At 57.8% G+C, this 26,578-nt stretch carries 29 protein-coding genes and 1 riboswitch; of the genes, 10 read left to right on the forward strand and 19 right to left on the reverse strand.

The window, feature by feature from the left end:
* Positions 1 to 108: 108 nt before the first annotated feature.
* Positions 109 to 393 carry a hypothetical protein gene (locus ACVWXF_RS02540; RefSeq protein ID WP_011431955.1) on the forward strand — a complete coding sequence of 95 codons (285 nt, stop codon included), beginning with the start codon at positions 109 to 111 and terminating at the stop codon, positions 391 to 393.
* A 136-nt stretch (positions 394 to 529) separates the two neighbouring features.
* Here ACVWXF_RS02540 and ACVWXF_RS02545 read toward each other — a convergent pair whose 3' ends face one another.
* The gene (locus ACVWXF_RS02545) at positions 530 to 1,258 is read right to left on the reverse strand and encodes a 2-phosphosulfolactate phosphatase family protein (RefSeq protein WP_457473557.1); all 729 of its coding nucleotides are present in this window, start codon (positions 1,256 to 1,258) and stop codon (positions 530 to 532) included.
* A 16-nt stretch (positions 1,259 to 1,274) separates the two neighbouring features.
* On the reverse strand, positions 1,275 to 2,048 hold the full coding sequence (locus tag ACVWXF_RS02550; protein WP_457473543.1) for an ABC transporter permease: 774 nt from the start codon (positions 2,046 to 2,048) through the stop codon (positions 1,275 to 1,277).
* Between the two features lie 62 nt (positions 2,049 to 2,110).
* On the opposite strand from ACVWXF_RS02550, the gene purS reads away from it, so the two are divergent.
* Entirely contained in the window at positions 2,111 to 2,368 is a 258-nt protein-coding gene (gene purS / locus ACVWXF_RS02555) for a phosphoribosylformylglycinamidine synthase subunit PurS (protein WP_011431952.1), read from the forward strand.
* 115 nt (positions 2,369 to 2,483) lie between these two features.
* Positions 2,484 to 3,161 (forward strand): phosphoribosylformylglycinamidine synthase subunit PurQ, encoded by a 678-nt coding sequence (purQ, locus tag ACVWXF_RS02560; RefSeq protein ID WP_457473544.1) that lies wholly within the window; start codon positions 2,484 to 2,486, stop codon positions 3,159 to 3,161.
* Positions 3,162 to 3,178: 17 nt separating this feature from the next.
* Here purQ and ACVWXF_RS02565 read toward each other — a convergent pair whose 3' ends face one another.
* The 3 genes from ACVWXF_RS02565 to psbB form a co-directional block, all read right to left on the reverse strand.
* Positions 3,179 to 3,589: a response regulator gene (locus ACVWXF_RS02565; RefSeq protein WP_457473545.1), complete on the reverse strand. Its 411-nt coding sequence runs from the start codon at positions 3,587 to 3,589 to the stop codon at positions 3,179 to 3,181.
* Positions 3,590 to 3,988: 399 nt separating this feature from the next.
* Positions 3,989 to 4,087 carry a photosystem II reaction center protein T gene (locus ACVWXF_RS02570; protein ID WP_011431949.1) on the reverse strand — a complete coding sequence of 33 codons (99 nt, stop codon included), beginning with the start codon at positions 4,085 to 4,087 and terminating at the stop codon, positions 3,989 to 3,991.
* A 106-nt stretch (positions 4,088 to 4,193) separates the two neighbouring features.
* Complete coding sequence (gene psbB, locus ACVWXF_RS02575; protein WP_011431948.1) at positions 4,194 to 5,726, reverse strand: photosystem II chlorophyll-binding protein CP47; 1,533 nt, start codon at positions 5,724 to 5,726, stop codon at positions 4,194 to 4,196.
* A 362-nt stretch (positions 5,727 to 6,088) separates the two neighbouring features.
* Between psbB and ACVWXF_RS02580 the strand changes: the two genes are divergently transcribed.
* Together ACVWXF_RS02580 and psbM are read left to right on the forward strand one after the other, a co-directional pair.
* Positions 6,089 to 6,385, forward strand: coding sequence for a 2Fe-2S iron-sulfur cluster-binding protein (locus ACVWXF_RS02580; RefSeq protein WP_414350488.1), 297 nt, complete (start codon positions 6,089 to 6,091; stop codon positions 6,383 to 6,385).
* Between the two features lie 86 nt (positions 6,386 to 6,471).
* The gene (psbM, locus tag ACVWXF_RS02585; protein ID WP_071818137.1) at positions 6,472 to 6,579 is read left to right on the forward strand and encodes a photosystem II reaction center protein PsbM; all 108 of its coding nucleotides are present in this window, start codon (positions 6,472 to 6,474) and stop codon (positions 6,577 to 6,579) included.
* A gap of 138 nt (positions 6,580 to 6,717) precedes the next feature.
* Here the strand turns inward: psbM and ACVWXF_RS02590 are convergent, their stop codons facing one another.
* The 5 genes from ACVWXF_RS02590 to tnpA all read right to left on the reverse strand — a co-directional run bounded on the left by ACVWXF_RS02590 (position 6,718) and on the right by tnpA (position 10,634).
* Positions 6,718 to 7,104, reverse strand: a complete 387-nt coding sequence (locus tag ACVWXF_RS02590) for a VOC family protein (RefSeq protein ID WP_414399249.1) — start codon at positions 7,102 to 7,104, stop codon at positions 6,718 to 6,720.
* Between the two features lie 206 nt (positions 7,105 to 7,310).
* Positions 7,311 to 8,678 (reverse strand): phosphomethylpyrimidine synthase ThiC, encoded by a 1,368-nt coding sequence (thiC, locus tag ACVWXF_RS02595; protein WP_457473546.1) that lies wholly within the window; start codon positions 8,676 to 8,678, stop codon positions 7,311 to 7,313.
* A gap of 5 nt (positions 8,679 to 8,683) precedes the next feature.
* Positions 8,684 to 8,784: riboswitch (TPP riboswitch) on the reverse strand.
* A gap of 112 nt (positions 8,785 to 8,896) precedes the next feature.
* Positions 8,897 to 9,646: a DUF1995 family protein gene (locus ACVWXF_RS02600; RefSeq protein ID WP_457473547.1), complete on the reverse strand. Its 750-nt coding sequence runs from the start codon at positions 9,644 to 9,646 to the stop codon at positions 8,897 to 8,899.
* Between the two features lie 28 nt (positions 9,647 to 9,674).
* A complete protein-coding gene (locus tag ACVWXF_RS02605) occupies positions 9,675 to 10,139 on the reverse strand; it encodes a GUN4 domain-containing protein (protein ID WP_414389061.1) in 465 nt (154 codons plus the stop codon).
* 33 nt (positions 10,140 to 10,172) lie between these two features.
* Positions 10,173 to 10,634, reverse strand: coding sequence for an IS200/IS605 family transposase (gene tnpA / locus ACVWXF_RS02610; protein ID WP_457440533.1), 462 nt, complete (start codon positions 10,632 to 10,634; stop codon positions 10,173 to 10,175).
* A 57-nt stretch (positions 10,635 to 10,691) separates the two neighbouring features.
* Here tnpA and ACVWXF_RS02615 point away from each other — a divergent pair, with 57 nt between their 5' ends.
* Positions 10,692 to 11,912 (forward strand): RNA-guided endonuclease InsQ/TnpB family protein, encoded by a 1,221-nt coding sequence (locus ACVWXF_RS02615; protein WP_457473548.1) that lies wholly within the window; start codon positions 10,692 to 10,694, stop codon positions 11,910 to 11,912.
* A gap of 35 nt (positions 11,913 to 11,947) precedes the next feature.
* Here the strand turns inward: ACVWXF_RS02615 and ACVWXF_RS02620 are convergent, their stop codons facing one another.
* From ACVWXF_RS02620 to ACVWXF_RS02630, 3 genes are all read right to left on the reverse strand, one after another.
* Positions 11,948 to 12,475, reverse strand: a complete 528-nt coding sequence (locus ACVWXF_RS02620) for a hypothetical protein (protein ID WP_414343588.1) — start codon at positions 12,473 to 12,475, stop codon at positions 11,948 to 11,950.
* A gap of 351 nt (positions 12,476 to 12,826) precedes the next feature.
* Positions 12,827 to 14,779 (reverse strand): bifunctional metallophosphatase/5'-nucleotidase, encoded by a 1,953-nt coding sequence (locus tag ACVWXF_RS02625; protein ID WP_457473558.1) that lies wholly within the window; start codon positions 14,777 to 14,779, stop codon positions 12,827 to 12,829.
* A 212-nt stretch (positions 14,780 to 14,991) separates the two neighbouring features.
* On the reverse strand, positions 14,992 to 15,345 hold the full coding sequence (locus ACVWXF_RS02630; protein ID WP_414329999.1) for an MGMT family protein: 354 nt from the start codon (positions 15,343 to 15,345) through the stop codon (positions 14,992 to 14,994).
* Positions 15,346 to 15,406: 61 nt separating this feature from the next.
* Here ACVWXF_RS02630 and ACVWXF_RS02635 point away from each other — a divergent pair, with 61 nt between their 5' ends.
* The 3 genes from ACVWXF_RS02635 (at position 15,407) to ndk (ending at position 17,177) form a co-directional block, all read left to right on the forward strand.
* On the forward strand, positions 15,407 to 15,919 hold the full coding sequence (locus ACVWXF_RS02635; protein WP_414522914.1) for a hypothetical protein: 513 nt from the start codon (positions 15,407 to 15,409) through the stop codon (positions 15,917 to 15,919).
* 49 nt (positions 15,920 to 15,968) lie between these two features.
* Positions 15,969 to 16,640 (forward strand): HupE/UreJ family protein, encoded by a 672-nt coding sequence (locus ACVWXF_RS02640; protein WP_457467129.1) that lies wholly within the window; start codon positions 15,969 to 15,971, stop codon positions 16,638 to 16,640.
* An 87-nt stretch (positions 16,641 to 16,727) separates the two neighbouring features.
* A complete protein-coding gene (ndk, locus tag ACVWXF_RS02645) occupies positions 16,728 to 17,177 on the forward strand; it encodes a nucleoside-diphosphate kinase (protein WP_011431937.1) in 450 nt (149 codons plus the stop codon).
* 63 nt (positions 17,178 to 17,240) lie between these two features.
* Here ndk and darG read toward each other — a convergent pair whose 3' ends face one another.
* The 6 genes from darG to ACVWXF_RS02675 form a co-directional block, all read right to left on the reverse strand.
* The gene (gene darG / locus ACVWXF_RS02650) at positions 17,241 to 18,251 is read right to left on the reverse strand and encodes a type II toxin-antitoxin system antitoxin DNA ADP-ribosyl glycohydrolase DarG (RefSeq protein ID WP_457473549.1); all 1,011 of its coding nucleotides are present in this window, start codon (positions 18,249 to 18,251) and stop codon (positions 17,241 to 17,243) included.
* Between the two features lie 148 nt (positions 18,252 to 18,399).
* On the reverse strand, positions 18,400 to 19,773 hold the full coding sequence (locus ACVWXF_RS02655; RefSeq protein ID WP_414522746.1) for an ABC transporter ATP-binding protein: 1,374 nt from the start codon (positions 19,771 to 19,773) through the stop codon (positions 18,400 to 18,402).
* Positions 19,774 to 19,801: 28 nt separating this feature from the next.
* Positions 19,802 to 21,529, reverse strand: a complete 1,728-nt coding sequence (locus ACVWXF_RS02660; RefSeq protein WP_457473550.1) for an ABC transporter permease — start codon at positions 21,527 to 21,529, stop codon at positions 19,802 to 19,804.
* Between the two features lie 67 nt (positions 21,530 to 21,596).
* On the reverse strand, positions 21,597 to 21,887 hold the full coding sequence (locus ACVWXF_RS02665) for a DUF7219 family protein (protein ID WP_099835047.1): 291 nt from the start codon (positions 21,885 to 21,887) through the stop codon (positions 21,597 to 21,599).
* A gap of 82 nt (positions 21,888 to 21,969) precedes the next feature.
* Positions 21,970 to 22,695 carry a hypothetical protein gene (locus tag ACVWXF_RS02670; protein ID WP_457473551.1) on the reverse strand — a complete coding sequence of 242 codons (726 nt, stop codon included), beginning with the start codon at positions 22,693 to 22,695 and terminating at the stop codon, positions 21,970 to 21,972.
* 802 nt (positions 22,696 to 23,497) lie between these two features.
* Positions 23,498 to 24,946: a carotenoid oxygenase family protein gene (locus ACVWXF_RS02675; protein WP_457473552.1), complete on the reverse strand. Its 1,449-nt coding sequence runs from the start codon at positions 24,944 to 24,946 to the stop codon at positions 23,498 to 23,500.
* A 166-nt stretch (positions 24,947 to 25,112) separates the two neighbouring features.
* On the opposite strand from ACVWXF_RS02675, the gene ffh reads away from it, so the two are divergent.
* On the forward strand, positions 25,113 to 26,576 hold the full coding sequence (ffh, locus tag ACVWXF_RS02680; protein WP_011431929.1) for a signal recognition particle protein: 1,464 nt from the start codon (positions 25,113 to 25,115) through the stop codon (positions 26,574 to 26,576).
* Positions 26,577 to 26,578 lie beyond the last annotated feature (2 nt).

Genomic DNA, 26,578 nt, shown 5'->3' on the forward strand with positions numbered 1-26,578 from the left:
GCAATCCAAGAGGATTTGTTATGCTGAGTTAACTTGAGCCGCTCAGGCCTTGGCAGCGGTTTCCGTAATATCTGTCTATGTTCTGTGTAGCTTTCTAATCTGCGGTCTATGCACTATGAGCGATTGATCAACATGGTCTTGCGGGCCTATGGCCAAAGCAGCCGCCACGGTCTGGATCAGGAAACTCTGACCCTCTACTCAGAAGGCCCCTACACCCTCTACAAACTCACTTCCCATTTCGATCGCCGCTCCATTTTTGTGTTGGCCCAGAATCAGCGGGATATGTTTGTTTCTGGCGATGCGTTTAACAACAAGCTGATCCCAGGAGAATGGCAGGCGTGGCTGCACCAGAAAGCGCTGGGCATCGCTCCCGACACGGCACAAGCAGGTTAGCCGAAGACCATATCTGGCGTGGAAGGATCCCCAAGCCTACGCCCGGCCTGTTGAGATCCAGCCCATGCTGACAATGGCCGCCTACTTCCAGCCCAGAGGGTGGTGGGATCCACAGGTCGCTCCACCTGTCCAAAATCTACCCGCCACTGGCCAAAACCCCTGGCTGAACCTGTCGGGGCACCACCGAGAGACGATCCAGATCGGCACAGTAGGCCAGATCCTTATCGTTTTCCGGCCCCAGACCCAATAGCCGTTGCCCGTGGCTAGAGCGTCTCAACAAACCCAGCAGATCGTCCTGCCAAGTTTGGTAGAGGGCCAAGGCCGCCAAGGTCTCGTCGTTGCCCAACTGGTTCAAAGAGCAGCCCAGGCGATGCAGGATAGCCCCGGCACAGGCAGTATCTTCCAGCGAAAAGGCCCCTTCCCACCCGGATCCCACCAGCCACACCTCGGCAAAGGAGCCCCGTCTGAGAAAATCCACCACGGCTCCCAAGTTCACCAGGGCTGCTGTAATCACCACTGGGATCCCTTCCAGGCGCTGTAGGCTGCGCGTGCCGTTGGTGGTGCTCAGGAAGATGCGCTTGTCCCGCACGCGGTCGGGAGTGTAGTCGAGGGGGGAGTTGCCCAGATCAAACCCCGCCACCGCTTTGCCCCCCCGTTCCCCGGCCAAAAGCCGCTGGGAAGCCGGCCAGTTTTGGCTTGCCTCTTGGAGCTGCTGCAGGTGGGCAAACACCTGTACCGCTTCTGCTCCTGCTGCCAGCGCTGTGGCAATGGTGGTGGTGGCCCGCAGCACATCAATGGCCACCGCACACTCCGGGATCTCAGATGAAGGCACCTGTTCGGGCGTATAGAAGTGGAAAAAACGCATGGGGGAAGAGGTAACGTCAGAACTCACGCCGGGCGAACACCAACACTGCCAGAATCAGCAGCAAAAGGGTGTAAACCAAGCCGTACAGTGCATCTCCGAGAAGTTCTGCTGGGGGCGGAACTTGGCCGTAAACCGCAGCATCTCTCAAATTGAGGCGCTCCAAATCCGGCAGGATCAAATAAATCACCTCAAACAGTTTGCCAAATCCGGCATCTTTCACCAGCTTGCTCAGTTGCAGCAGGGCGCGGCTGGCATGGCCCATCAGGAACAGGGCAATGGTGTAGAGGGTGGCCAGAATCGAGGAAGTGAAAACCCCGAACAGCAGGGCTGCGGCAACGATCAGCACCAGCTCTAAGAAAGTGAAGACTGTTGCCCAGAGAATGGCCAAAAGGGGGATCGGGGCCTGCATCAGCAGCAAGCTCAGCAGAAACACAACCGTCATCAGCAGCACCAGCACCGACAGCAGCGCCGATAGGCCCAGATGCTTGCCGACAATGAACTCTGCCCGGCTCATGGGTTTGGCGATCAGCACATACACCGTGCGTCTTTCAATCTCCTTATTCACCAGCCCTGTGCCCACGAAAATGGCCACGATCAGGCCGAAGAAGTGAATGGCTGCCAACCCCAGGTCGGCAATGATTTTGTTGTGGGCCTGGTTGGCCACCTGCGGGATCAAAACAGTGGCTCCCAGCATGGCCACCGCAAATACCATCACCAGGTAGAGAATCCGATCCCGAATCGTTTCCCGGAAAACGTTGTGGGCAATGGCCACCACGCGCGACGCATCCATGACTGAACCCAAAGCTGTGATGATCCGACTGATACACTGGTAACAGATCCAGCCTTTATTCTATGCAGTTCCAGGCCCAGATTCAGATTCACCTACGCCCCTCTGTTCTCGATCCCGCCGGGGCTGCGGTTCAGTCCAGCTTGCATCAGCTGGGGCATACCCAGGTACAGCAGGTGCGCATTGGCAAGCATATCCAACTGCAGCTAGAGGCCCCCGACGCCGAGACCGCCCACCGCCAGGTGGATGAGCTGTGCCATCAACTGCTGGCCAACCCGGTGATTGAGACTTATCAAATCCAAGTGGCTGCCATCGGTGGTTAATTTGATGGGTTCACGCGATTTGGGGTTGATCTGATGGCCATTCCAAGAATACCCCCAACCCCTCTTCCATCCCTCTAATCTGACCATCTTCTTTCCTCTCACTTAAGGGATCCCAATGGCTGGCGTGAGGTTTGGCGTTGTTGTTTTTCCGGGTTCCAACTGCGACCGAGATGTAGCCTGGGTAACCCGCGGCCTCTTGGGCTGCCCAACGCGGCTGATCTGGCACCGAGAGACGGATTTGTCGGAGCTGGATGTGGTGGTGCTGCCGGGGGGCTTCAGCTATGGGGATTATTTGCGTTGTGGGGCCATCGCTCGTTTTGCTCCGGTGATGGGATCCCTGAAGGAGCACGCGGCGCGAGGGGGCTATGTGCTGGGCATTTGCAATGGCTTTCAGATCTTGACAGAGGCAGGACTGCTGCGGGGGGCACTGGTGCGCAATGCCAACCTGCACTTTATCTGCGACCGAGTGGGGATCCGTGTAGAACGGCAGGATCTCCCCTGGACAAGCGCGTATCCCCAGGGATCCACCCTAACCCTGCCCATCGCCCATGGGGAAGGCCGCTACACCTGTGATCCGGATACCCTCAAGCAGTTGCAGGATCGAGGGCAGATCGTCTTTCGCTATGCTCCGGTTGCGCCCAACGGCTCTGTGGATAATATTGCCGGCATTTGCGATCCCAGCGGTCGGATTCTGGGTTTAATGCCCCACCCTGAGCGGGCAGCAGATCCCGATTTGCCAGGGCAGGATGGGATCCCCTTCTGGCAGTCGATTTTGCACAGCTTCGCCGCCTAACTCTTCTCCAGGAGAACTCACCCCTGCCCCGGCCCTCGAGACAACACCTGGCGAACTTGATTCACCATCTCCTCATGATCCACCACCGGCTTGGCAATGTAGCCATCTGCCCCGCTCTGGGCCAAAAATGCCTCGCGGTCGCCGCGCATCGCATGGGCCGTCACCAAAATGATGGGGATGGAGCGGCTTTTCGGATCCGCCTTCAACAGTTGGGCAATGCGGATCCCGTCCACCGCCTCGCCGCGAAAGGTGCTCTGGGACAGGGAAACATCCAACAAAATGACATCCACCTCGTGCCCCTGGGCCAGCTTCAAAATCTGCTCCACATCCTGGCTGTGAAAGACCTCAAAACCTCCCCGCCGTCGCAACACCTTCTCAAAAACACGGGCGTTGATCGGATCATCTTCCACCAGCAGCACTGTTGCCATCGTTAACCCAATCTTGAATCTGAACCCAAGCTAAGCTGTCTCTGGGATCCCAAAAGCCATCCTAAGGCATCCTTAGCGAGTTCAATTTGAGCAGTAGGACAAGCGTTCTCCTACAGAGTACTGAAGAGTACCGAAAAGGGTCTCAGTAGCTCTGAGAACTCCCCCCTCCTCTCCCAAAAGGAAGGATCCTCAGGTTGCCGCTACTTGACTATTTATTTTGGAATCTTATTTTGGAATCACTCCATTCCGAGTTGCCGCTACCCAACCGCAAATAGGAAAGCCGGAGAGAGCTCCGGCCCCATCCAGAACTAAGCCTAAACCACAAATCTCAAAAGAGACTGACCTTCCCTCTGCCTTGCTTGAGCCCGGCACAGCAGGAACGGCAGCCACTACCCTGGGTTACTTCTTGGTAATTCTCGGAGTTTCCCGAAAGGCGACCGCGAAAAACAGAAGGCCCAACGTCAAAAACAGGATAAAGGTGTAGGTGATGGCTTCCATACAAAACCTCCATTTCTAAGGGGGCTTGATTCCAGATTAACTCAGAGCCGCCAGCACCCCATCTCCAAAGTGAAGCAGAGTGCCGACGGCATCGCCGAAAAGGGCTCTAGGCTTCCTGAACCTTGCGAGTGGTGGGATCCCCTACTTTCTGGAAGACGCCGAACTCCACCATTTCCTCGCTCATATTGGGGTCAATACCGGCGAACACATCCCGGAAGAGGGTACGGGCGCCGTGCCAGATGTGGCCAAAGAAGAACAGCAGGGCAAAGACCGCGTGAGCAAAGGTAAACCAACCGCGGGGGCTGGTGTGGAAGGTGCCGTCCGCCTTGGGGGTTTCTCGGTCGAACTCAAACAACTGACCCAACTGGGCCTGGCGGGCATATTTCTTGACGGTTGCCGGGTCGGTAAACACCTGACCGTCCAGCTTGCCGCCGTAAAACTCCACCGTCACGCCCACCTGCTCAAAGCTATAGCGAGACTCTGCCCGACGGAAGGGAATGTCTGCCCGCACCACCCCATCGGCATCCCGCAGAATAACCGGGAAGGTCTCGAAGAAGTTGGGCATCCGCTGCACCGTTAGCTCGCGCCCTTCGCGGTCACGGAACACCGGGTAGCCCAGCCACTCGATGGCAATGCCATCCCCTTTGTTCATGGGGCCAGCTCGGAACAGACCCCCCTTGGCCGGGCTGTTGCCCACGTAGTCGTAGAAGAGCAAAGATTTGGGCAGGGAGTTGTAGGCCTCGCTGCGGGTCATCCCGGCTTCCATAGCCGCATTTACCCGGCGGTTAATCTCCTGGTTGAAATAGCCAGAATCCCATTGGTAGCGGGTGGGACCAAACAGCTCCACAGGGGTAGTGGCGCTGCCGTACCACATGGTTCCGGCCACCACAAAACCGGCAAAAAACACCGCCGCAATCGAGCTGGAAAGCACCGTCTCGATGTTCCCCATCCGCAGAGCGCGATAGAGGCGCTGGGGTGGGCGTACCGTGATGTGAAATAGACCTGCAATGATGCCCACGATGCCTGCAGCAATGTGGTGGGCCACCACCCCTCCGGCGTTGTAGGGGTTAAAACCGGCTGGCCCCCATTCCGGTGCTACCGGCTGGACGTGCCCCGTCGTCGCATAGGGATCGCTCACCCACATCCCCGGGCCAAACACCCCCGTCAGGTGAAAGGCGCCAAACCCAAAGCAGAGGATCCCGGCCAACAGCAGGTGGATCCCAAATATTTTCGGCAGATCCAAAGCCGGCTCGCCGGTGCGGGGATCCCGGAACAGCTCCAGATCCCAGTACACCCAGTGCCAGCAGGCCGCCAAGAAGAGCAATCCGGACAAAACGATATGAGCAGTAGCTACCCCTTCAAACGTCCAGAAGCCCGCATTGGCTACGCTCTCGCCGTAGATATTCCAACCGCCCCAGGAGTTGACCACCCCCAGGCGAACCATAAATGGCATGACAAACATGCCCTGACGCCACATCGGATTTAGGACAGGATCCGACGGATCGAAAATGGCCGTCTCATAGAGCGCCATCGACCCGGCCCAACCTGCTACCAGAGCGGTATGCATCAGGTGAACCGCGATCAGGCGACCTGGGTCATTCAGTACAACCGTATGGACCCGATACCACGGTAGTCCCATAAAGCTCGGTCCTCCACGTTCTCCAACACTTACGCGATATCCAGTCAAACAATTAAGCCGACATCTTACCTAGGATCCTGACCCGAGCAGTCTCTTCAGAGTCGGGGGGTACCGCACCCGCTTGAACCCCTGAGCGCACCCAAGAGGATATCGCTCTCAGAATTTCCATCGCGGGCATCAAACAGTATAACGAAACGCTACCGACCTGAGTGGCTTCAGGCAGGATGCCGTCTCACTTTAGGCATCATCATCCCAGATCTCTCGCCAGAGATTAAAAATATGACTTAAAATGTTACAATACTTAGCAACTGTGAGCGCTCTCCTGGCTCAGGCTGAAAGGTGTCGTGGTTTCTGGCAGGGGTATGGCAACGATTCGCTTCGTCAACGAGAACCGAGAGATCTTCGTCGCTGAAGGCGCTAACTTGCGCTTGAAGGCTCTGGAAAACCAGATCGATCTCTACAAAATGATGGCCAAGCTGCTCAACTGCGGCGGCAACGGCCAATGTGGCACCTGTGTGGTGGAGATTGTCGAGGGATCCGAGCATCTCTCCCCTCGCACCGAGGCAGAAAACCGCAAGCTCAAGCGCAAGCCCGATAGCTACCGCCTTGCCTGCCAGACCAAAGTGCTGGGGGATGTTTCCGTCAAAACCAAGCCCTAGCCTTGGCCCGCCCGTTTTCCCTTTGGGCAAGTCGCACCTCAGAGTGGTATGCTGACTGCCAGTTGGGCTTGTGGCATTTGTGAGTTATGGAGACGAACTACCTGGGCATCTTGGCCACTCTCTTAGTCGTTCTGGTGCCCGCCATCTTCCTGGTGATTTTGTACGTGCAAACCTCCAGCAGATCTGGTGACTGAGTGGGCAGCTCCTGCCGATTCAAATTGGGCAAGGGGTATTCCTAAAGCCGGTCAAAAAGGGGATCCCCTGTGTACAAGAGGATCCCTTTGCGTTGGACAAACTGAGAGTACTTGGGGGAGCGCCCTCAAGGTGCTAAGTCAAGCTGTGGCTTGGGCTGCCTTGGCTTGGTCGAAGGTTCCCGCAGGTTCATACAAAAACTCAAACAGGTTGCCGTCGGGATCCTTGCCGTAGAAAGAGGCCGTGCCATCCCTGTGGGTGTGAATGGCCCCTACCGGGATCCCTTGGGATTTCAGGCGTTGGTGTTCTTGCTGGAGCTCCTCTATGCTGTCGAAGACAAAGCCAAAGTGAGGCCCTGCTGCGCGATAGCCCGGCCCCAGCAGTGCCAGCCCATCCTCTCCTGCCTTCATGTAGGCCCAGTCGGGATCCTGCCAGACGTTAACCATGCCCAGCCTTTGGTAGAACTCCACCGCCTTGGGAATGTCCTCTACCCGGATGGCGACATGCCCGAGTTGTCTAAGTGCCATGTCATCCTCTGTGCTCAAGTGAGCCAACTGCAATGGTTCTTCTACAGATCAGCTTGACACACTCCCCGCCGCAAAGGGCAGGGATCCCCGGAGCAAGACAGGGCTCTAGACCTGACTTCTTGAGAACTTGAGACAGGGATCCCAATCCAGTCCATAGGCAGGACAGAAGATGGTTTCAACCCATTGGATTGGGGATGAACCAAGACTTATCCTGTTGGCTGCGCGGCCAAGAACCGCTCCAGCTCGCTCAAAGCCTCTGCATCCATCTTGGTTTGCATAGGGCAAAACTTTGGCCCACACATAGAGCAAAACTCTGCCGTTTTGTAGATATCTGCCGGCAAGGTTTCGTCGTGATATTCTCTGGCGCGTTCTGGATCCAAAGACAATTCAAACTGCCGGTTCCAGTCGAAGTTATAGCGAGCCCTCGACATCTCATCATCCCGATCCCTGGCACCGGGGCGATGACGGGCAATATCGGCAGCATGGGCGGCAATTTTATAGGCAATTAAGCCGTTGCGCACGTCCTCAGCATTGGGCAAACCCAAGTGTTCCTTGGGGGTGACGTAGCAGAGCATTGCCGCACCATACCAGCCAGCCAAGGCCGCCCCAATGGCGGAGCTGATGTGGTCATAGCCTGCCGCAATATCGGTTACCAAAGGCCCCAAAACGTAGAAGGGAGCTTCGTCGCACTCCTCCATTTGCTTGCGCACGTTGAATTCAATTTGATCCATCGGCACGTGCCCCGGCCCTTCTACCATCACCTGCACATCGTGCTCCCAGGCCATGCGGGTCAGCTGGCCCAGGGTTTTCAACTCCGCCAGTTGCGCCTCATCAGAGGCATCGTGCAAACATCCCGGTCGCAAAGAATCTCCCAGACTAAAAGAAACATCGTATTTCTTGAAAATCTCGATAATGTCGCGGAAGTGGGTATAAAGCGGGTTTTGTTTGTGGTGGGCCAACATCCAGCGGGCCAGGATCCCACCCCCACGAGAAACAATTCCCGTCAGGCGGTGGCGTACCAACGGCAGATATTCGATCAGGATCCCGGCATGGATGGTCATGTAGTCCACCCCCTGCTGGGCCTGTTTTTCGATAACATGCAAGATGTCTTCTGCAGAAAGTTTTTCGACGTTGCCGTGCACGCTTTCTAGGGCCTGGTAGATGGGCACCGTGCCAATGGGCACTGGAGAAGCTTGGATAATGGCTGTGCGAATTTCATCCAAATCGCCCCCGCCGGTGGACAGATCCATAACGGTATCGGCGCCGTATTTGATGGCCAATTTCAGCTTTTCCAGCTCTTCGGCCAAGCCGGAAGAAGTAGGGGAAGCGCCAATGTTGGCATTGACTTTGCACCGGGAAGCGATCCCAATGCACATCGGCTCGAGGTTGGTGTGATTGGTGTTGGCAGGGATGATCATGCGACCCCGGGCCACTTCCGAGCGGATCAGTTCCGGCGGCAGGTTTTCCCGCTGGGCCACATACTCCATCTCTTCGGTAATCACGCCCTGACGGGCAAAGTGCATTTGCGTTACGTTTGCTTGCCCACGGCGACGGGCAACCCATTCGCTGCGCATGTTGTCAACTCCAGTGCTCGCTTTCCTACGCTGGTATGAACCAGATCAGGTTCTGAGGATGTAATCTCAGCCTGGGGATAATCCCCAGACACTCCTAGCGTGGTGTGATCATATCACCGAAATAGAGATGAGGCGGGGAGCTTTATAGTCTTTATTAAAAGAGTTTGAGATAGTACTAACCCTCACCCCTGGCCTCTCTCCCCATGAGATCCTGACCCTCACAGGGATCCCAGCCAGCGCCGCCAGCTCCACCAGGGATCCTTTCCCTTGCTGGCCCTGAACAGTTCGGCCACTTCCTCGCCGGTGGGCTGGGCAATAAAAGTCTTCAAGACGCTGTAGAGGCCGGGCTCTTCCTGCTGCCACACGCTCCAGGGATCCGGATAGGCCCGAAACAGGGCCCCCTCCACCAGGGAGCGCAGGTAGTAGCTGGTCTCAAAGGTGCTCAGGAACCGCTGCCGCAGTCGGCGACCGGCCAGACCCACACCCACGGTGGCGGCATCCTGCAATTGGGGGTTGAGCAGCACGACGGGTTTGGGATCCCGTCCTTTGGAAGTCAGCCCAGAGGGATCCCCGCCACTGACCGCTTGGCAAACCCGCTCCACCTGATCCAAGCTGTAAACCGCGGGCATCACCAGCAGGATGCTCTGTTCTGGGGTAGGTTGAGTGCGGGAAGTCAGGCTCTGCAATTCGATCCCTTCGGGTAGGGATCCCCATTCCCGCTGCGCCAGAGCCGCTCCGCCGGCATCGCTAAATAGCACCAAAGCCGGTGGCTGCACAAGTTCCAAAAAAGGGCGAGCCAAAACCTCCGGCTTCAGGTCGGGGGCGAGGATCTCGATCAGCAGGCGGCGATACCCCGCTTGCATGGCCAAGCGAGTTGCCCGAATGGCTTGTTCGCAGGCTTGGGCCAGATCGACGGGCAGGTCGGGAAATTGAGTCAGTTGCAGTTGCTCGGCCACAGTCCAGTCCAATTATGATTCAGCCAGTAACCAGGGATGCTCAGCCAGAAGCTTCTTCCCAAGCCTTGTGGGTGAGCAACTCCTCCAGAACCCGCACCCCCCGCAGTTGGTTGGAAAGGGGTAGGTGGCCTTTGGGGGCAGACAGATCCCAGGTAAACTCGTCGGGGTAGCGAGTCCAGTGGTAGCCCTGCTTCCAGCCAATGAGCGGCCAGAGGCGCTCCCAGTTGCGGTTCACCCCCAGCCACAGTTGCCGCTGCACCGAGTAGCCAAAGCGATCCCCAGAGGCCACTCGCCACAGGTGATCAATCGTTCGCAAATCCTCCACCGGAATCCGGCTCACCTCGGAAAAATACAGCCAGCCCCGCCGCGCCGCCCCCTCTCCTGCCGCCCGACATAGCAGTTGTAGGCTCAGCCGATCCGCCTCCAGCCAGGCTCCCGCCGATAACAGCTCCTGCAGAGGACGATAGTCGATATTCAGGGCTGAAGTCAGAGGGACGGTCACCATTGCCAAGTTGCAAAAGGTCTCCCTTGATTTTAGCTAGTCCGCCGAGAAGCCCCGCCCTCTGTCCGCAGGACGAGGGTCGGGATGAGAGGCGGGAGTTCCTTGGTTTTCAATGTACTGGCACAAAACCGAGACCGTCACCCCACCACATGAAGCGATGAAATAAGATTCATTCCACAGTACATTTTTCCGATATATCTTGCTGATGTAGTCCGCAAACTCGCTTCTCATCCTACGGCTAGAGACGGATTTAATGTTGTTTACCAACTTGGACAAATCTATCTGCGGATAGTACTGGAACAGCAGATGAATATGGTCTGCCTCGCCGTTAAACTCAATAAGTTTGCAGCCCCACTTTTGGCAGAGGTCATACATAACTTCATGCAATCGCTGCAACATTTCTCTAGTAAATACCTTGCGTCGGTACTTGGTGGTTAAGACCAAGTGTGCCTTCAAATCAGATACAGCTCTGCCGCTGGAAACAAAATCATGCTTCATGGCTGCTAATCCTTACTGGTGCTATAATCAGTGTAGCGGTTTCTAGGCACGCTTAAGATGAGGACTACTTATCAGTACCGCCTGCGGCCTACGCCCAGCCAGGTTGCCCTGATGGATCAGTGGCTGGAGCTGTTGCGCAAGCAGTACAACTATCGGTTGGCAGAGCGGTTTAACTGGTGGGAGCAAAACCGCTGTGATATCAAAGCTTGCCCCTTAATCTGTCATTTGCCTGAACTGAAAGACAGGCCTGATTACTACTCCCAAAAACGGGATCTGGTGAATACCAAGGCAAGGTTCCCCGAATACCAAACAGTCCATGCGCAAGTCCTCCAAGATTGCGTAGAGCGAGTGCACAAAGTATTCGACCGCTGGCTGAAAGGCGACCACAACGGCAAGAGGACAGGGAGGCCGAGATTCAAGGGGGTGGGCCGGTATCGTTCCTTCACCTTCCCCCAGATGAAGCAGGACTGCATTCAGGGGAAGTTCATTCATCTGCCCAAGATTGGCACAGTTAAGCTGATTCAGCACCGTCCTTTGCCTGACGGTTTTGTCATCAAGACTGCTACCATCACCCGCAAAGCGGACGGGTGGTATGTGACATTAAGCCTGCAAGATACGTCTGTCCCCGAGTTCACTCCTGACCTGCCAACACTGGAGAACACCATGGGGATCGACATGGGGCTGGACTCCTTTTTGGTAACCGACACGGGGGAGTCTGTTCCAGTTCCCCAGCACTATCGCAAGGCAGAGCTCAGGCTCAAGAGGTTGCAGCGGGCCTTGTCTCGCAAGAGGAGAGGATCAAACCGTCACAAGAAAGCCCTGAAGCGGGTGGCCAAGGCTCATCTCAGGGTGGCCAACCAGCGTAAAGACTTCCACTACAAAACAGCCAAGAAGCTGGTAAGCAAGGGAAAGCATATTGCGTATGAGGCGCTCAACATCAAAGGTATTGCCAGAACCAAACTAGCGAAATCTACTTATGATGCCGGGTGGGGGCAATTCCTGCGGATTCTCGCAGTCAAGGCTGAAAGAGCTGGGCTGAGGGTGATCGCAGTGGATCCAAACGGCACAAGCCAAAACTGCTCTCGGTGCGGCCAAAAGGTACCGAAGACCATTCAAGACAGGTGGCACTCTTGCCCGCATTGTGGACTGGAACTACACCGAGACCACAACGCGGCGATAAACATCAAATACAGAGCGGTGGGGCATCCCGTTCTTAAAGCTCAGGAAACGTCCTTCACAGGAGTCACTGAGAAGCCCGCACTCTATGCGTCAGCATGAGTGCGGGAGTATGTCACTCCCTGCTGTCCGTCCCCTCAGGTTTCAGGCGGGTACTTGGGCGGATCCCCGAAGATGATGCGATAGCCAATGTAGGCTACCCCCAACAGCCCCGCCAGGATCCACAGGAAAGCCGAGAAGGGTAGGCGGGAAAAGAAGACAAGATAAACCCGGCGACTGAGCCAAGAAAAAATAAGATAGACTGCCGCCAAAATGCCGATCCCTTGCAAGGTGCGAAAAGCCGGCACCCGCGAGAGAGGCATGCGCTGCCGCGCCACCCAGATGGAGCTAAGAAAAGTCCAGGGAGGCACCAGCAGCAAGAACATATCCGCCTGCTTCACCACCGCCTGCCAGCCGGCGGTGTTGGTGGCATAGGCCAAGTAGCCCGCCCAGAGGACAAGAGTTACCGCTCCCAAGCCGATACTTAAGCTGAGCAAAAAAGGCTCCTCCCATTGGCCTGGGATCCAGTCGCAGAGAACCCAAACCACCCAAGGGGTGGCAAAGAGCAAAAGCGCAATGGCTAAGCCATTGGCGTTGAGCTGGGTAAAAAACGTCTCCAGGGTCATGAACAGCAAAAGGAGCGAACGTCACCCTTGATGGTAATGATTCCTCCTTCAATCTGCAATTCGATTCGTATACAGAATCCATGAATTTGTTGGGAGCAATGCCCAAAAGGTTCACAGCCCGTCCGGGCATTCGTGTAAGCCTTGCCAAGCAACAACAGCGGGGATGGAAGTGGGAAAAAGAAAAGGGATCCTTGACACTGGCCAGGGATCCCTTCCTAAAAAGCTCAAGACATTTCTCCGGCACGCTGCTGAGGCAACTCATCCAAGCCAATCTCCCCTTTTGCAAGAAGTGAGTCTGGCATCGGAATCCCTACTCCTCCGGATCCATCCGCCCCAGTCCATTAACCCAATCTACAGCCCTTGCAGCACCGTATCTGGGCGGGCCGACAGGTTCTGGATGCGGGTATCCTGGGCAGGCGGGGTGTCTGCTTGGGTGAACACGCCGATCTGCCGCAAATACCGAGCCAAGGCATCTTGCTCGCTGCCGGGGGTGTCGAAGGTAATGCCAGAGCTGGGGGCCAAGTTGACCCGGTTGGGGTTAGACAGGCGAGGGAAGGGATAGTCATCCCCACCATTGGCCAAGAAGTCCAGGGTCACCAGGCGGAAGGTGCGTCTGGGATCCCCTTGCACTTGGCCGTTGCGCACCACCACATCCCGACCTGTGGGCGTATCCACCCGCAAGGAGAGGACGCGGGATCCCGGTGGCCGCGAGGGATCAAAGCTAAAGGCAAAGCCGCCAATTTGGGGGAAGCGGCCCGGCGTAGCTCCCGGCTGGGTTTGCGCCACCCCGTGTTCCACTATCTGCTTCAGTTCCTCAGCGGTGACGGTCAACAGAGAGAGGCCGTTGTTAAAAGCAAGGGCCGTTTCGATGTCCAGCTGAGAGATTTGACCGGACTGCTTGCCGGCTTCAGGGTTAGCCACCGGTGGGATGCGCCGCACCGGCTCACCGCCGCCGCCGCCGGTGGTAGCCCCAATGGGAGCGCGAATGCCACCGCCATTTTTCAGGGAGATAACCGTAGAAGGATCGACCGTTCTGGCGTAGGCCAAGTTGGCATCGGCAGTGAGGTTGCCCAGGTTGGTTTCCTCGGTGCGCACCTCTGCCCGCAGGCTGTTGAGAAATTGAGTGGTGGAGCCAAAGGTGCGGCCATCCTTGGTGCGGATGATGTTGCCGATCTCATTGGCCACCCGAACCACGTCAGGATTGGGGGTGCCCCTGACAGCTGCTACCCCTTGGTCGTCGGTGGCATAGGCACCGCTCACCGGGTCAATGCGGGCAATAACCCCGTTGGCGTCAAAGCTGACCACCAGGCGGCCCACGTAGCGATAGTTGGAGCCGGTGTTGACCACCGCCACCGGTTGACCACTGGCGGAGGAGCGCAAGATGGGGTAGTCACCCGTGCGGGTATCCGGCAAATCGGTGCGCAGGCGGTCGGTGGGCTTGGCAATCACCCGGTGGGATCCGCCGGCAATGATGATGTCCACATTTCGCAATTGGCTGGCTAGGCTCACCTCGTTTTGCAACTGTTGCAGGTGGGCCAGGAGGATAATTTTGTTGATGCCTTGGGCAGTGAGTTGATCGACAAAGCCCTGGATCAGGGCAGCACTTACCTGGTCGGTGTCGTCCACTCTGCCTTCCACCCTCACCTCTGGGCCGGGGCTGGAAATGGCAGCCAAGCGAGTGGTGGTGGCTCCCACCAAGCCAATTCGCTGCCCTCCTACGGTAATCACTGCTGTCTTGGCAATTCTGCCTCGAATGGAGCTGGCCTCTTGGCCATCGGCGGCAAAGTCAGCGCTGGCCAATTCCCCGGTACCGCTGAAGCTGAGGTTGGCGCTCAAGTAGGGAAAACGAGCCCCAGCGTAGCCGCGGCCAGTGTCGGGCCGGATGAGGTCGCGAATTTGGCGCGTGCCCTGGTCGAACTCGTGGTTGCCGAAGGCAGCCGCCTCAAAGCCAATGGCGTTGATGATCTCGATATCGGCTTTGCCAGGGGTGAGGTTGTAACGGCCTTGCAGAGACCGATCCGTGCTGGCGTTGTAGAAGGGGCTGGGGATATAGTTGTCCCCACTGGAGAGCACCACCGTATTTGGGAATTGGGGGCGCAGAGCATTCACCACCGCCGAGAAGCGCGGCGCATCTTGTACGGCAGCGATCGAGGCTTCCAAGTCGCTGGCATGTAGGATTTGCAGGGTAAAAGCGGGCGGCTGAGTCGAGAGAGCCACATTGGGATCCGAGGCGATAAACCCAGCCCCTCCGCCGGTTGGGGGAACCGAGCTGCTGCTACCGCAGGCGCTGGCCAGGCTCAGCACCAAACACCACAACCCGACCCACAGGGACCTGGCCAGAGGGTTCAGCCAATCCGGGAGCCATCTCTTGGCAGGGGCAGACCCTCGAGCACGGCAAGCTGGTTTCATGACAATTCCTTCACTCCATCCACAAGAGAGGACGCATCCGCGTTCACGTTACCAAGGCTGGGATTGGGGTTTCGCTATGACCTGTTTAAGGTTAGGTCAAGCCTAGGTTAAACTTCCCCTGGATCCCAGCCAAATTGTTGCAAGTCCACCTGGCCCTCGGCGTCGAAGTGGATCCCTTCGGCTTGCAGCAGCGCTTTCTGCAGGTCGTCGTAGCCCAGGCGAAAAGGGGAGTAGGAAATGCAGCCCTGGGCGTTGATCACCCGGTGCCAAGGGATGTCGGTGTTTTGGCCTTGCAGGCGAAACAAAGCATAGCCCACCTGGCGAGCATAGCCGGGGTAACCGGCAACCCGCGCCACCTGCCCATAGGTGGCCACTCGGCCCGGCGGGATCCGCCGCACCACTTCGTAAAAGCGCTGGTAGAGGCTAGTAGATGGAGCGCTAGTGGAGCCAGACTGGGTCACAGGGATCCTCGCTCAAACTTGGCAGACAATGAAGTACGGAACTGATTGGCTCTCCGCATCCATGAGCTATTTGATCGCGGTACTGCCGGATCGTATGGCCGCTGAGGCGGCCTACAGCGCCCTGGAGCGAGCGGGCTTCCCGCTAGAGCGATTGCACCTACTGGGGCGAGGCTACAAAACCGCCGATGAGTTTGGGCTGATCGATCCGGCCCGAGCCGCCCGCCGTCAGATGCAGCGTTTGGCCATTTGGTTGGTGCCCTTTGGCTTTTTGGCTGGGGTGGGGTTCAGCGTTTTGAGTGGTTTGGATACCTTTGCCTGGGCGGGACCTATAGGCAACCACCTGATCGGCGGCCTATTGGGCGCGATGGGCGGGGCCATGGGCAGCTTTTTCGTCGGCGGCGGAGTGGGCTTGTCCAGTGGCTCCGGCGATGCTTTGGCTTACCGCAACCGCCTAGACGCAGGCAAGTATGTGCTCATTGTGGAAGAAGAGAGCGAGCCCCGCATCCGCGAAGCCACTCGGATTCTGCGCCAATTTGAGCCGGAGAATCTGCAAGGGTACAGAGAGCGCCCCTAGACTGGGAGATCTGGGCAGCTATTGAGAGAACTCAGGGAGGTCCAAAAGCATGTCTTGGCTGTGGCAGCAAGTCCCATCGCCGCTTGGGCGGTGGCGGAAGGAAGGGATCCCCAGCTTTGCCGCTGCTGGGGGTGCACTGGCAGTTACGGGGTTTTTTTCGCCGGCTTTTGCCCACCACGCCCTGGGAGGGAAACTGCCTGCAACGGCCTGGGAGGGATTTCTCTCTGGGCTAGCTCACCCTGTCATTGGCTTGGATCACCTGGCCTTCGTCGTGGCCATCGGTTTTGTTGCGGCGGGGCAGCCCTGGCGCTACGGGATCCCGCTGGGCTTTGTGCTAGCGGGTCTGGTGGGCACTGGGATCCACCTGGCCGGCTGGGATCCCCTGGGACTGACGGAGCTGGCCATTGCCTCTTCCGTGGTTCTCTTCGGCTTGCTGCTGGTGCAACCGCGGCAGATCCCAAGTTGGCTCTTGCTAATAGGGGGATCCCTGGCGGGGCTATTCCATGGCTATGCCTACGCCGAAACCATTATCGGCGCCCAACCCATGCCTTGGGTGGGATATCTACTGGGGTTGAGCACCGTCCAGTATGGGGTAGCTCTCCTGGCCCTTTGGGCAGCAGAAGGCTGGGGGTTGCGGATCCCTGGCTTAACTCGCTGGGCCGGCTGGGCGATTACAGTGGTGGGGGCTGCCTTCCTGACCTTGGCAGTGGTGGGCGCGTAAAAAGCGCTAATTTTGCTCCCTTGCGCTCGGGATCCCCGATCCGGTACAAGGATAGCGGTGAAGATCTGTAAAACGAGGGGAGATCCCATGGAGCGCACCTTTATTGCCATCAAGCCAGACGGCGTGCAGCGGGGGCTGGTGGGCACCATCATCCAGCGCCTGGAGAGCCGGGGCTACCAATTGGTGGGCCTGAAGCTGGTGCAAGTGAGCCAAGAGCTGGCGGAAGCCCATTACGCCGAACACAAGGAGCGCCCCTTCTTCCACAGTTTGGTGAAGTTCATTACCTCGGGGCCGGTGGTGGCTATGGTCTGGCAGGGCAAAGGGGTGATTGCTGCCGCCCGTAAGCTCATCGGCAAGACCAACCCCCTGGAGGCAGAACCGGGCACCATTCGCGGCGATTTTGGCATCGACATTGGCCGCAACCTCATTCACGGCTCCGATGGAGTTGAAACCGCGCAGCGGGAGATCGCCCTTTGGTTCGATGAGTCGGAATTGGTGAGCTGGACACCGGTTGCCCAAAGCTGGATTTATGAGTAGGTACTTGCTGCAGGCAAGGGGTAGTCGTGTTCGCAGGTTCCAGACCGGAAGTAGTGCAGAGCGCTAGGGCCGTGTTTCGAACTGGCTTCGGCTGGCCGCAAGCGACTCTGTTGGAAGTGCCTTGAACCACCCCTTCTCTGCCAAAACTCGAGCGGCAAGCAGGATCTGTTTGCTACTGAATTGTTGTTTTCTATCTCCCCAGGCGTAGAAGCTTTCCACCAACTCTGCCGTCGTAGAAGGGTGCCCACGAGTCACGATCCAGTGGACAGTAGCCAGCAATTCTAGACCATAGGGCGACTCAAAGCCCTCCACGAGGTCACTGACACGCTCAAAGCGTTCTCTCGTCTCTGGCTGATCGGCGAGATAGCTGTGGGCCTCCTCGATGGCGCCAGGCACCAGCTCCAGCTTCTTGTCTGGTCGATCACCGCCCGAGCCGTACCCAGAGATGTAATATCCCTCGATTTCTTTGAGAACATGCCGCAAGTTCTCGGCGTAGGGTCCATGAACGCCCTTTGTAAATCGCAGGCGAAGCGGCTCCCCGGCTTCCTGCAGGAAGTACATCAGCTTGTGCAGCTCAAGCAAAGAGACAAACGGAACAAGTAGACCGTTTACATAGCGCTCCATAAGGCCCACCAGCACCGCTCTTCCCGGAGTTAGGGTAGGAACCTGCCCACGGCGCATGCTCTTCGGCAAAGGCTGAACCTCAGTCGGCTCAAAAACAAGAATGCGCACATCTGGGAGCGTTGCCAGCGCCCACTCGATGCGGGAGCGAACATCCGGCCAACTGAGACCACCGAGGCCACAACCCAGGGGTGGCAGAGCAACCGAATGTAGGCCAAGACGCCTGATCTCTTCCACAAGGGACTGTAGCCCGGCCTCGATGTCCTCAATCCTCGACTTCCCCCGCCAGTGGCGTTTTGTGGGGAAATTGATGATGTAGCGCGGATTGGTCAGGTTTCCGGTCTCGAAAACGAACATTTTGCCCGGTTGGACTTCCCCCCGCCGGCAGGCTGCGGCATAGGCCTTGAAGTTCCCAGGCCATGATTTCAAGTGCTGTCGCAGAACCAGTAACAAGAATCCCCTGCCTAAAAGCGGGGGGGTATGTCAAAATCCCTTGCAAGTTGTCTACATGGGTAATGTGGCAGATTTTGGGACTTTCTGGAATTGGCGCCATACCTCCGCTCTACGATGCAGCTTTGAAAAAGGCAGAGCCAGATGCGCTTCAGTCGGAACGAGAGTTGAGACCGACAGGCTTTTGAGCAGTGGAGCTCTCGCTTGGCTCCGGCAGATAGAGACGTTCTTCCGAGGCGTCGTACTCAAACAGCTCTGCATAGCGTCCCCAGTCAATGGCGGTGGCAAACTGCCGCTCGGCTTCAGCGTGGGGGAAGTGTTCGTCCCAAAGATCCAAGAAGAAGTCCGCTCGCATGGAGCGGCTGCCTTTTTCTTCCAGAGTCTGCAAGATGCTGCGGAACACGGGAACCCGTGCCAATAGCTGTTGTCGGAAGAGATCCTTGCTGCGCAGGATGGTGGTGTTGGCAAAGTCCTGGCCAATTTCGGTCAGTTGCACCACCCCGCTGGCCACCTCGGCAAAGCCCAACAGCACCGCCGCATCCAAAATCGGCAGCAGATCGTCCACGGCCAGTTGCAGCCGCTCGGCCAAATCGGCAATCTCCGCCCGCCCTTGCGGCCACTCCACGATCAACTCCAGCAGACCGCTGATCCCGCCCACCCGCGCATGGGGCAGAGGCAGGGCATAGGGGGAAGTGGTCTTATCACCAGCCAGCGCAGGCAGAGCCACCTCTCCGGTAACAGCAATTTCGGGGTTGGTCATGATCTCGTAGATGTAGTCCACCAAGGACTTAAAGCGGGGATCCGTGCGCTCGTGAGGCCGCGGCAGATCTATTCTCACCTCCCCCCGGATCCGCCCCGGGTTGGATCCCAGAATCACCACCCGATCTGCCAAAAACACCGCCTCTTCGATGTTGTGGGTAACGATAAGGATGCTTTGGGAAGGGAAGGCTTGCGCATTCCACAGCTCATCAATTTCCCCCCGCAGGTTTTCCGCCGTCAGCACGTCCAAAGCGCTAAAAGGCTCATCCATAAACAGCACCTTGGGCTCTAGGACAAAGGCGCGGGCAAAGCCCACCCGCTGCTTCATCCCCCCCGAAAGCTCCTTGGGGTAAGCGTTCTCAAACCCATCCAAGCCCACCAGGTCAATGGCCTTCAGGGCCTTTTGCCGGCGGATCTCGCGGGGGATCCCTCGGGCTTGCAGCCCCAGCTCCACATTTTCTTGCACGGTCAGCCAGGGTAGGAGAGCAAAGCTCTGAAACACCATCGCCACATCGGGGTTAGGCCCGCGTAGAGGCTGGCCGTTGCTCAGCACCCGCCCTTGGCTGGGGGGGATCAGGCCCGCCATGATGCGCAGAAGGGTGCTTTTGCCGCTGCCGCTGCGGCCCAGCAGAGCCAAGACTTCCCCAGCCCGCACCTGCAGGTCAATCTGGCTTAAAACGGTAAACTCCCCCTTGCCCTCTGGCAAAGGAAAGCGCTTGTAGACTTTCTCGACCTCGATCAAAACGGGGGAAGCTGCAGAGCTCATAGAGAGATTGCCTCAGAAACTGAAAAGACTAAAGGTGATATTTTTCTTCTGCCAACCGATACAGCCGTCGCCAGAAGAGGCGGTTAAGGCCCACCACAAACAAGCTCATCATGCCAATGCCCAAGGTGATGCGGGGCCAGTCCCCCACCGAGGTTGCCTCGGCAATGTAGGTGCCCAATCCTGTAGCCTTGAGGGTGGTGGATCCCCAGGCCACAATCTCCGAGACAATGCTGGCGTTCCAAGCGCCGCCGCTGGCCGTGACTCCCCCGGTGACCCAGGCGGAAAAGATCCCTGGAATGATCAGCTTTCGCCAGCGCTGCCATCCCCGCAGGCCCACATCCACAGCCATTTCTCGCAAGTCCGTGGGGATGCTCTGGGCGCCGGCAATGGAGTTGAAAAGGATGTACCACTGTGCCCCCAACGACATGAGCAAAATGCTGCCCCACTCAATGCTGATCTGGGCGCGGATAAAAAACAACGTGGCAAAAGGAAAGAGGAAATTGGCCGGGAAAGCTGCCAGAAATTGCACCACCGGCTGCAGCAGTTTTGCCAGTTTTGGATTAAAGCCAATGGCCACCCCAATGGGAGTCCAGATCATCGTGGCGAACACCAGCAACACGCTAACCCGCAGCAAGGTGAGGATCCCTAGCCCGAAGGTCAGCATCACCTCTCCAAAGCCCACAGTGGTAGCCACAAAATAAACAATCCAAATCCCAATGCCGCCAATAGCTATCCAGGAAAGCTGAGTCAGCAGCCGCTCGCGGCGTCGCTCGACCTCAGGACTGAGGGGATCCACCCAACGGGGGCGAGTTAAGTGGGACAACAGTCGATCCACCAACTCTGCCAAGGGGGACAGCCAACTGCCGATCAGCCGCGGGATCCGCGCCGTGGTCAGCAGATCGTACAGCCAGGATTCGGGGGCAGCAGCCCCGCTGCTCTGTTCCAGGCGAAATTTATCCGACCAAGCCACCAAAGGCCGCCAGAAGAGCTGATCCACCAGCAGGATCACCCCGGCCATGGTCAGGAGCGCCCAGCCCAGCTTGGGCAGATCCTCCGCCTGGACGGCCGCTTCCACATAGGATCCCAGGCCCGGCAGCGTGTATTCCTGGTTGAGCACGCTGATGGCTTCGCTGGCTGCCACAAAGAACCACCCTCCGCCAAAGCTCATCATGGCGTTCCAGATGAGGCCCACCATTGCCGCCGGCACTTCCAACTGGGTAAAGCGCTGCCACCCCGACAGGCGATACAAGGTAGCCGCTTCCACCAACTCTTGAGGCAGCGTGCGCAGGGATTGGTAGAAGGAAAAGGTCATGTTCCAGACTTGGCTGGTGAAGATGGCAAAGATAGAAGCCGCCTCCAGCCCCAGCAAGCTGCCAGGAAACAGAGCAATGAAACCGGTAACCGTAATGGAGAGAAATCCCAACACCGGCACCGATTGCAAGACATCCAACAGAGGGATCAAAATGCGCTCGGCCCAGCGACTTTTGGCAGCAATGTAGCCATAGATCAAGGTAAAAAGGGTGGAAAAGGCCAAGGCAATGAACATGCGCAAGGTGGAGCGGGCCGCATAGTAGGGCAGGTTGCGCGGATCCAAGTCGATCCGGGGCACCACCGCCGGAGGCTGAAACCGCTCAAAAGCCCCCACTCCCACCTGCGCCACCAAGGCCAGGAGAACCAACGTGCCCAGAATGATGGCCCCATCCGCAGCCCCTGCTGGCAGCCGACGAAGCGCCTCCGGCGAAGGAAAAGTCCTCATCTTCCCTGACTAAGCCCGGCGTCCGCGCCCAGTGTACACCGTTTGCGGTTAGCCAGGATCCAGCCGGCTACTCTTCCGGCAAGTCGGGGGGAGACTCCTTCCACTGGGGATCGTCCAAGATGGCTTTTTTGGTCTGCTTGAGTTGTTTCCACAGCTTCTTGATTTGCCGGTAGGCTTCTTCCGGGGTAATTTTGCCCCCGGTTTCCAAGCTACAAATCAAGGACACTTTATTGCTAAATTCCTGCAGGTTGGCATCAAAAACTAGGTTCTGCGGCCTCACTTCGCCCCAGTAGGGATAGCGAGGCGAAATGAATTCATCTTTGTTGGGAGGTTTGTTGGGAGGAGTTGGTTCTGCCACGGCCTAACCAGGGTAAAAGAATGGTTCACAACAAGAAGGTCAACATGAAAAGCTCCATTAAAGCAGGATCTGCTAGCCCAGTTTATGGGCGTTTTCTCTTAACCGGCTTGGGTACTTTTGTGGGATCCCGCGGCGGATACACTTGTGGATTGGAAATGGGCTGCTGCCCTCGCGGCGGGGGGAGAGGGCCCTTCTGGAGTCGGGGGGTTGAACGCTTCAGGCGTGGGCGCGGCGGCGTTTTGAGTACTGGGCCGATGGGAGTGCCCGCCTCCACATAGAGCAGGGATCCGCGGCGGCGCACCTGCAGATCCCAGAAATTGCCTACCCCTTTGCCCGGCAGGGATCCGATCAGGCGCAATTTAAAGGCTTGGGGCTTGGGGGCTGCGGCTCCATCCTTCTGGACTCGCTGAGAGGGAGAGTTGGCGGAAGCTTTTTTGCCCGATTGACGGATCTTGACAATGATGAACCCTTTCTCCTGCGATTGAAAAACGACCTCGCCCCGGATGGAAAACCAATCCGGCACCACTGTTGGACGGGATCCCTCGGGGAGAGTTCGCCCCATTTCTTCTGGGGCCCACACCCCCAGCAACTGCACGTGCAGATCTTCGGTTTTGTCGCGGGTGCGAGGATAAACCACCCACAGATAGTTGCGTTCCGGCCGTAGATGCTTGCGTACCAGGCTCATCACCCGGCCCAGCAATACGGCATTCAGATCCAAGCCATCCGAGGTGCGCAAAATCCCGCGGGTAAAGTGCTCTGGGGAGGGGATGTATTGCCCTTCGATGAGGCCGATGGCTCGGTATTGCATCTTCTCCCCAGGCGGGGGGATGGGTTCCAAACAGACTCGCTCTTTCTTTTCTTCCAAGCTAGCAGTGGTACTGACAACAGGCTGCAAGGACTCCGTCCCGCTGTCGCGAACAGCACCAGGAGCTGCCGCAGGATCCTGAGCTTTCGCTGATGACAGGGATCCCTTGGCCTCGCCGGTTGAGCTGGGTCTGGGGGGCCGTACAGGTCGAAAGGGAGGTCTCAGATCGGAGGACATTGTGACGGTTCCGTTGCTGTCAATTCAGAATGCTCGGCGGCAGACATTTACCGTTGCAAAAACAGGCCATAACTTTGCTCTTGACCCAAGACCTGCTCAACACACCATTCACTAGCCTAACAACGCCCAACAGCATCTTTCCATCCTGCTTCCATTGACAAACTCCCAGCAGGTGCCCTCGTCGGGAACTGGGGAGCCAGCAGTTGTCAACACTGTAGCCGACGTGTAGCCAATACTAGCAACTGTTCCAAGGGAATGGTTCTCAGGCCGCAGAATGTTTATCCCCCAGACAGAACCATTTCATCTTTATGGTCATTTCGATTCGAACTAGGACATTATACTCACACCCAAAACATTGAAGGTGCAGAGCCAGAAGGCTTTTCTCAGTAGCCCAGGCGTCTCACCCTAAGCTGAAACGAATAGAGTACCTGTAGTTTTTTCCGGCAACGCTGACTGGAGGTGTTTCTGCACAGCCGGGATCCGACTGACCGATCCCCAGGGCTCTCTAAGGGCTGGATTGCATTCCCTCAGCCAAGGGGATCCATTCAGCCATCTTGAAGCTCATCGCTTAGGCAGGCGTTGCCCATACCTGCGGAGTGAAGCTGCCGTGTAGGCCATAGGGAATGTGGTGCCGCAATGGGATCCGCGCGACGGGGCCGGCTGTCAGGTCGGCTGCTTCTAGGATCACCACTTGAGAGCGCTGGCTGGCCGCATCAAAAACCACCGTCACGATCCACCCTGCCTCTTCTCCCTGGTCTTCTGGATTGGGGATGAACACCGGTTCTCCCACAAAGCCGCGGGGGGCAAAGCTGTACTGCTGTGTGCGGCCTGTGGCGGTATCCAGCTTGAGGATGGCTTGCAGAGGAGCATTGGGGCCAGGAGCATGGGTGGCCCCGATGTAGATGTAGCGGTGGGATCCCCCCATTCGAGCCGGGTGGATGGCCGGAAACTCCACCGAGCGATCCAGCAGCAGTTCCCGCTTCACGCTGCCCCCCTTGGGATCCAGATAGAACCGCCACAGCTTGCCCGCCGGAATCTGGGCAAAGTCAATCTGCAGGTAATCGGCATCCGGCTCCAGGGCAGGGTAGTTCTCATAGAGGACGGCATCCACCACAACCCGATCCCCGACTTCGTAGCCGTTGACAAAATGGAAAACAAACCCCGGCTCCGCTTCCAGTTGCAGCGGCTTATCGCCCTGGGGAAAGAGCCAGATGCGGGTCGGCTCCCCCGGTTTCAAGGTCAGACAGGTGCCCGCCGGTTGCCAGCCCAACACAAACGGCAGGGGATTGAAAGCCAAGGGATTTTGGAAAAAGATGCGGTAGCGGGGTGTCCAGACAAAATCGTGCAGGAAGGCAAAACCGGGCAGGCGGTAATCCCGCTTTTCCACCAAGCGCCCGCGCGAGTCCAGACGATAAAACAGCAACGTGGAGTTCTGGGCAGCCCGCACCCCAAAGGCGATGAGATCTCCCGTGTGGGGATCCCGCCGGGGATGGGCAGTGAAAGGCTGGTTGGCTGAGATCCCTCCTGCAAACGTTTCGATCCCCTCGGTGGCCAAGGTGGCCGGGTTCAGCCGGTAAGGGGCACTGGCCTCCCACAGGGCCAGCAGCTTATCTCCCTGGTAGATGACATTGGTGTTGGCGGGATTTTTAAACCGCAAGTCGAGAAAGTTGCTCCACCAGCCGCCCGGCTTTTGGGTGCCAAACACCCCTCGGTAAAGCACCCGACCGGCTTTTTCCTCTGCTTCAAACTCGCGGGTGCGCACAAACCGGTTGCGAAAATGAACTTTCCCCCCCACAAAGGTGATGGCGCAGACCATGCCGTCGCCATCGAACGGGTGTCCGTAGCGCTGGGATCCCGCCTCCAGCTTGCCCGGGCCGTTGCGAAACAGGGTTCCCCGCAACCCTGCCGGGATCCGTCCTTCGATCTCCGTAATCCAATAGTCGTACTCCTGGGATAGGGAGCGATAGCCCAATTGCCAGTCGGTGGTGCTGTAGGGAAGGGAAGCGACGCTGACCATGGAAGATCTGCATGCAACGCCCTCTATTGTTGCTTAAACTTTTGTGAAGTCGCCAGTTTTTCTGGGCCGGGATGGTCTCCTGGGTGGGGATCCCCAAGATGGAGTCGCCCCGATTCGACTATGGTAGGAAATGCCCCCAAAGCGCCTGACAGGATCCACAGTACCCATGTTTGATGCCCTCTCCGAGAAGTTGGAATTGGCCTGGAGAAAGCTGCGCGGCCAGGACAAGATCACCGAAACCAACATTCAAGAAGCTCTGCGGGAGGTGCGGCGAGCCCTGCTGGATGCGGATGTCAACTTGCAGGTGGTGAAGCAGTTCATCGAGGATGTGCGGGAAGCTGCCCTGGGATCCGAGGTCATCCTGGGGGTGACGCCGGATCAGCAGTTCATCAAGATCGTCCACGACGAGCTGGTGAAAGTGATGGGGGAAGCCAACGTGCCCATTGCCCAAGCGGAGCAGCCTCCCACCATTGTCCTCATGGCCGGTTTGCAGGGATCCGGGAAAACCACCACCTGCGCCAAGTTGGCTCTGTATTTGCGCAAGCAGGGCAAGAAGTCTCTCATGGTGGCCGGAGACATCTACCGTCCGGCGGCCATCGACCAGCTCAAGACGCTGGGCCAGCAAATTCAGATCCCCGTTTTCGACCTGGGCAAAGCAGATCCCGTCGAGATTGCCCGGCAGGGGGTGGAGACGGCCCGGCAGCAGGGCTACGACTACGTGATTTTGGACACTGCCGGTCGTTTGCAGATTGACCTGGAGATGATGGCGGAGCTGGAGCGGATCAAGGCGGCGGTGCAGCCCCACGAGATCCTGCTGGTGGTGGATGCCATGATCGGCCAAGAGGCAGCCAGCCTTACCCGAGCCTTCCACGAGCGCTTGGGCATCACTGGGGCCATTCTCACCAAGCTGGATGGGGACACCCGCGGTGGGGCCGCCCTTTCCATTCGCCAAGTGTCCGGTCAGCCCATCAAGTTCATCGGTGTTGGCGAAAAGGTGGAAGCGCTGGATCCCTTCTACCCGGATCGCATGGCCTCCCGCATTCTGGGGATGGGGGATATCCTCAGCTTGGTGGAAAAAGCTCAAGAGGAAATCGACCTGGGAGATGCCGCCAGCATGGCGGAGAAGATGATGACTGCCCAGTTTGATTTCACCGATTTCCTCAAGCAGATGCGCCTAATTAAACGCATGGGATCCTTGGCAGGGCTGCTGAGACTGATGCCAGGGATGGGCAAAATCAGCGAGGAACAACTGCAAAAGGGACAAGACCAACTGGCCCGCGCCGAAGCCATGATCAACTCCATGACCCCCGAAGAGCGGCGCAACCCGGATCTGTTGGCCCGCAGCGTCAGCCGCAAACGACGGGTGGCCCGCGGATCTGGCCACAAGCTGGAGGATGTCAGCCGACTGGTCAGTGATTTTCAACGCATGCGCGACATGATGCGCAACATGGGCATGGGTGGCGGTTTTCCCGGTATGGGTTGGGGGGGTGGGCGTACCTCTCTTCCTGGCGGGGATCCCAGTTGGCGCGGACGTTCAACGGCCTCTCCCTCTCGGCAACAGCCCAGCCGCAAGCCGGGCAAAGGTGGGGGTAAAAAAGGGGGCGGCAACCGCGGATTTGGGGGCAAGTAGGA

Source organism: Thermostichus sp. MS-CIW-40, from assembly GCF_054058315.1.

Coding starts and splice junctions, on each gene's coding strand:
- ACVWXF_RS02540 (WP_011431955.1), top strand. CDS start 109: ATGCACTATGAGCGATTGATCAACATGGTCTTGCGGGCCTATGGCCAA.
- ACVWXF_RS02545 (WP_457473557.1), bottom strand. CDS start 1,258: ATGCGTTTTTTCCACTTCTATACGCCCGAACAGGTGCCTTCATCTGAG.
- ACVWXF_RS02550 (WP_457473543.1), bottom strand. CDS start 2,048: ATGGATGCGTCGCGCGTGGTGGCCATTGCCCACAACGTTTTCCGGGAA.
- purS (WP_011431952.1), top strand. CDS start 2,111: ATGCAGTTCCAGGCCCAGATTCAGATTCACCTACGCCCCTCTGTTCTC.
- purQ (WP_457473544.1), top strand. CDS start 2,484: ATGGCTGGCGTGAGGTTTGGCGTTGTTGTTTTTCCGGGTTCCAACTGC.
- ACVWXF_RS02565 (WP_457473545.1), bottom strand. CDS start 3,589: ATGGCAACAGTGCTGCTGGTGGAAGATGATCCGATCAACGCCCGTGTT.
- ACVWXF_RS02570 (WP_011431949.1), bottom strand. CDS start 4,087: ATGGAAGCCATCACCTACACCTTTATCCTGTTTTTGACGTTGGGCCTT.
- psbB (WP_011431948.1), bottom strand. CDS start 5,726: ATGGGACTACCGTGGTATCGGGTCCATACGGTTGTACTGAATGACCCA.
- ACVWXF_RS02580 (WP_414350488.1), top strand. CDS start 6,089: ATGGCAACGATTCGCTTCGTCAACGAGAACCGAGAGATCTTCGTCGCT.
- psbM (WP_071818137.1), top strand. CDS start 6,472: ATGGAGACGAACTACCTGGGCATCTTGGCCACTCTCTTAGTCGTTCTG.
- ACVWXF_RS02590 (WP_414399249.1), bottom strand. CDS start 7,104: ATGGCACTTAGACAACTCGGGCATGTCGCCATCCGGGTAGAGGACATT.
- thiC (WP_457473546.1), bottom strand. CDS start 8,678: ATGCGCAGCGAATGGGTTGCCCGTCGCCGTGGGCAAGCAAACGTAACG.
- ACVWXF_RS02605 (WP_414389061.1), bottom strand. CDS start 10,139: ATGGTGACCGTCCCTCTGACTTCAGCCCTGAATATCGACTATCGTCCT.
- tnpA (WP_457440533.1), bottom strand. CDS start 10,634: ATGAAGCATGATTTTGTTTCCAGCGGCAGAGCTGTATCTGATTTGAAG.
- ACVWXF_RS02615 (WP_457473548.1), top strand. CDS start 10,692: ATGAGGACTACTTATCAGTACCGCCTGCGGCCTACGCCCAGCCAGGTT.
- ACVWXF_RS02620 (WP_414343588.1), bottom strand. CDS start 12,475: ATGACCCTGGAGACGTTTTTTACCCAGCTCAACGCCAATGGCTTAGCC.
- ACVWXF_RS02635 (WP_414522914.1), top strand. CDS start 15,407: ATGAGCTATTTGATCGCGGTACTGCCGGATCGTATGGCCGCTGAGGCG.
- ACVWXF_RS02640 (WP_457467129.1), top strand. CDS start 15,969: ATGTCTTGGCTGTGGCAGCAAGTCCCATCGCCGCTTGGGCGGTGGCGG.
- ndk (WP_011431937.1), top strand. CDS start 16,728: ATGGAGCGCACCTTTATTGCCATCAAGCCAGACGGCGTGCAGCGGGGG.
- ACVWXF_RS02655 (WP_414522746.1), bottom strand. CDS start 19,773: ATGAGCTCTGCAGCTTCCCCCGTTTTGATCGAGGTCGAGAAAGTCTAC.
- ACVWXF_RS02660 (WP_457473550.1), bottom strand. CDS start 21,529: ATGAGGACTTTTCCTTCGCCGGAGGCGCTTCGTCGGCTGCCAGCAGGG.
- ACVWXF_RS02670 (WP_457473551.1), bottom strand. CDS start 22,695: ATGCAATACCGAGCCATCGGCCTCATCGAAGGGCAATACATCCCCTCC.
- ACVWXF_RS02675 (WP_457473552.1), bottom strand. CDS start 24,946: ATGGTCAGCGTCGCTTCCCTTCCCTACAGCACCACCGACTGGCAATTG.
- ffh (WP_011431929.1), top strand. CDS start 25,113: ATGTTTGATGCCCTCTCCGAGAAGTTGGAATTGGCCTGGAGAAAGCTG.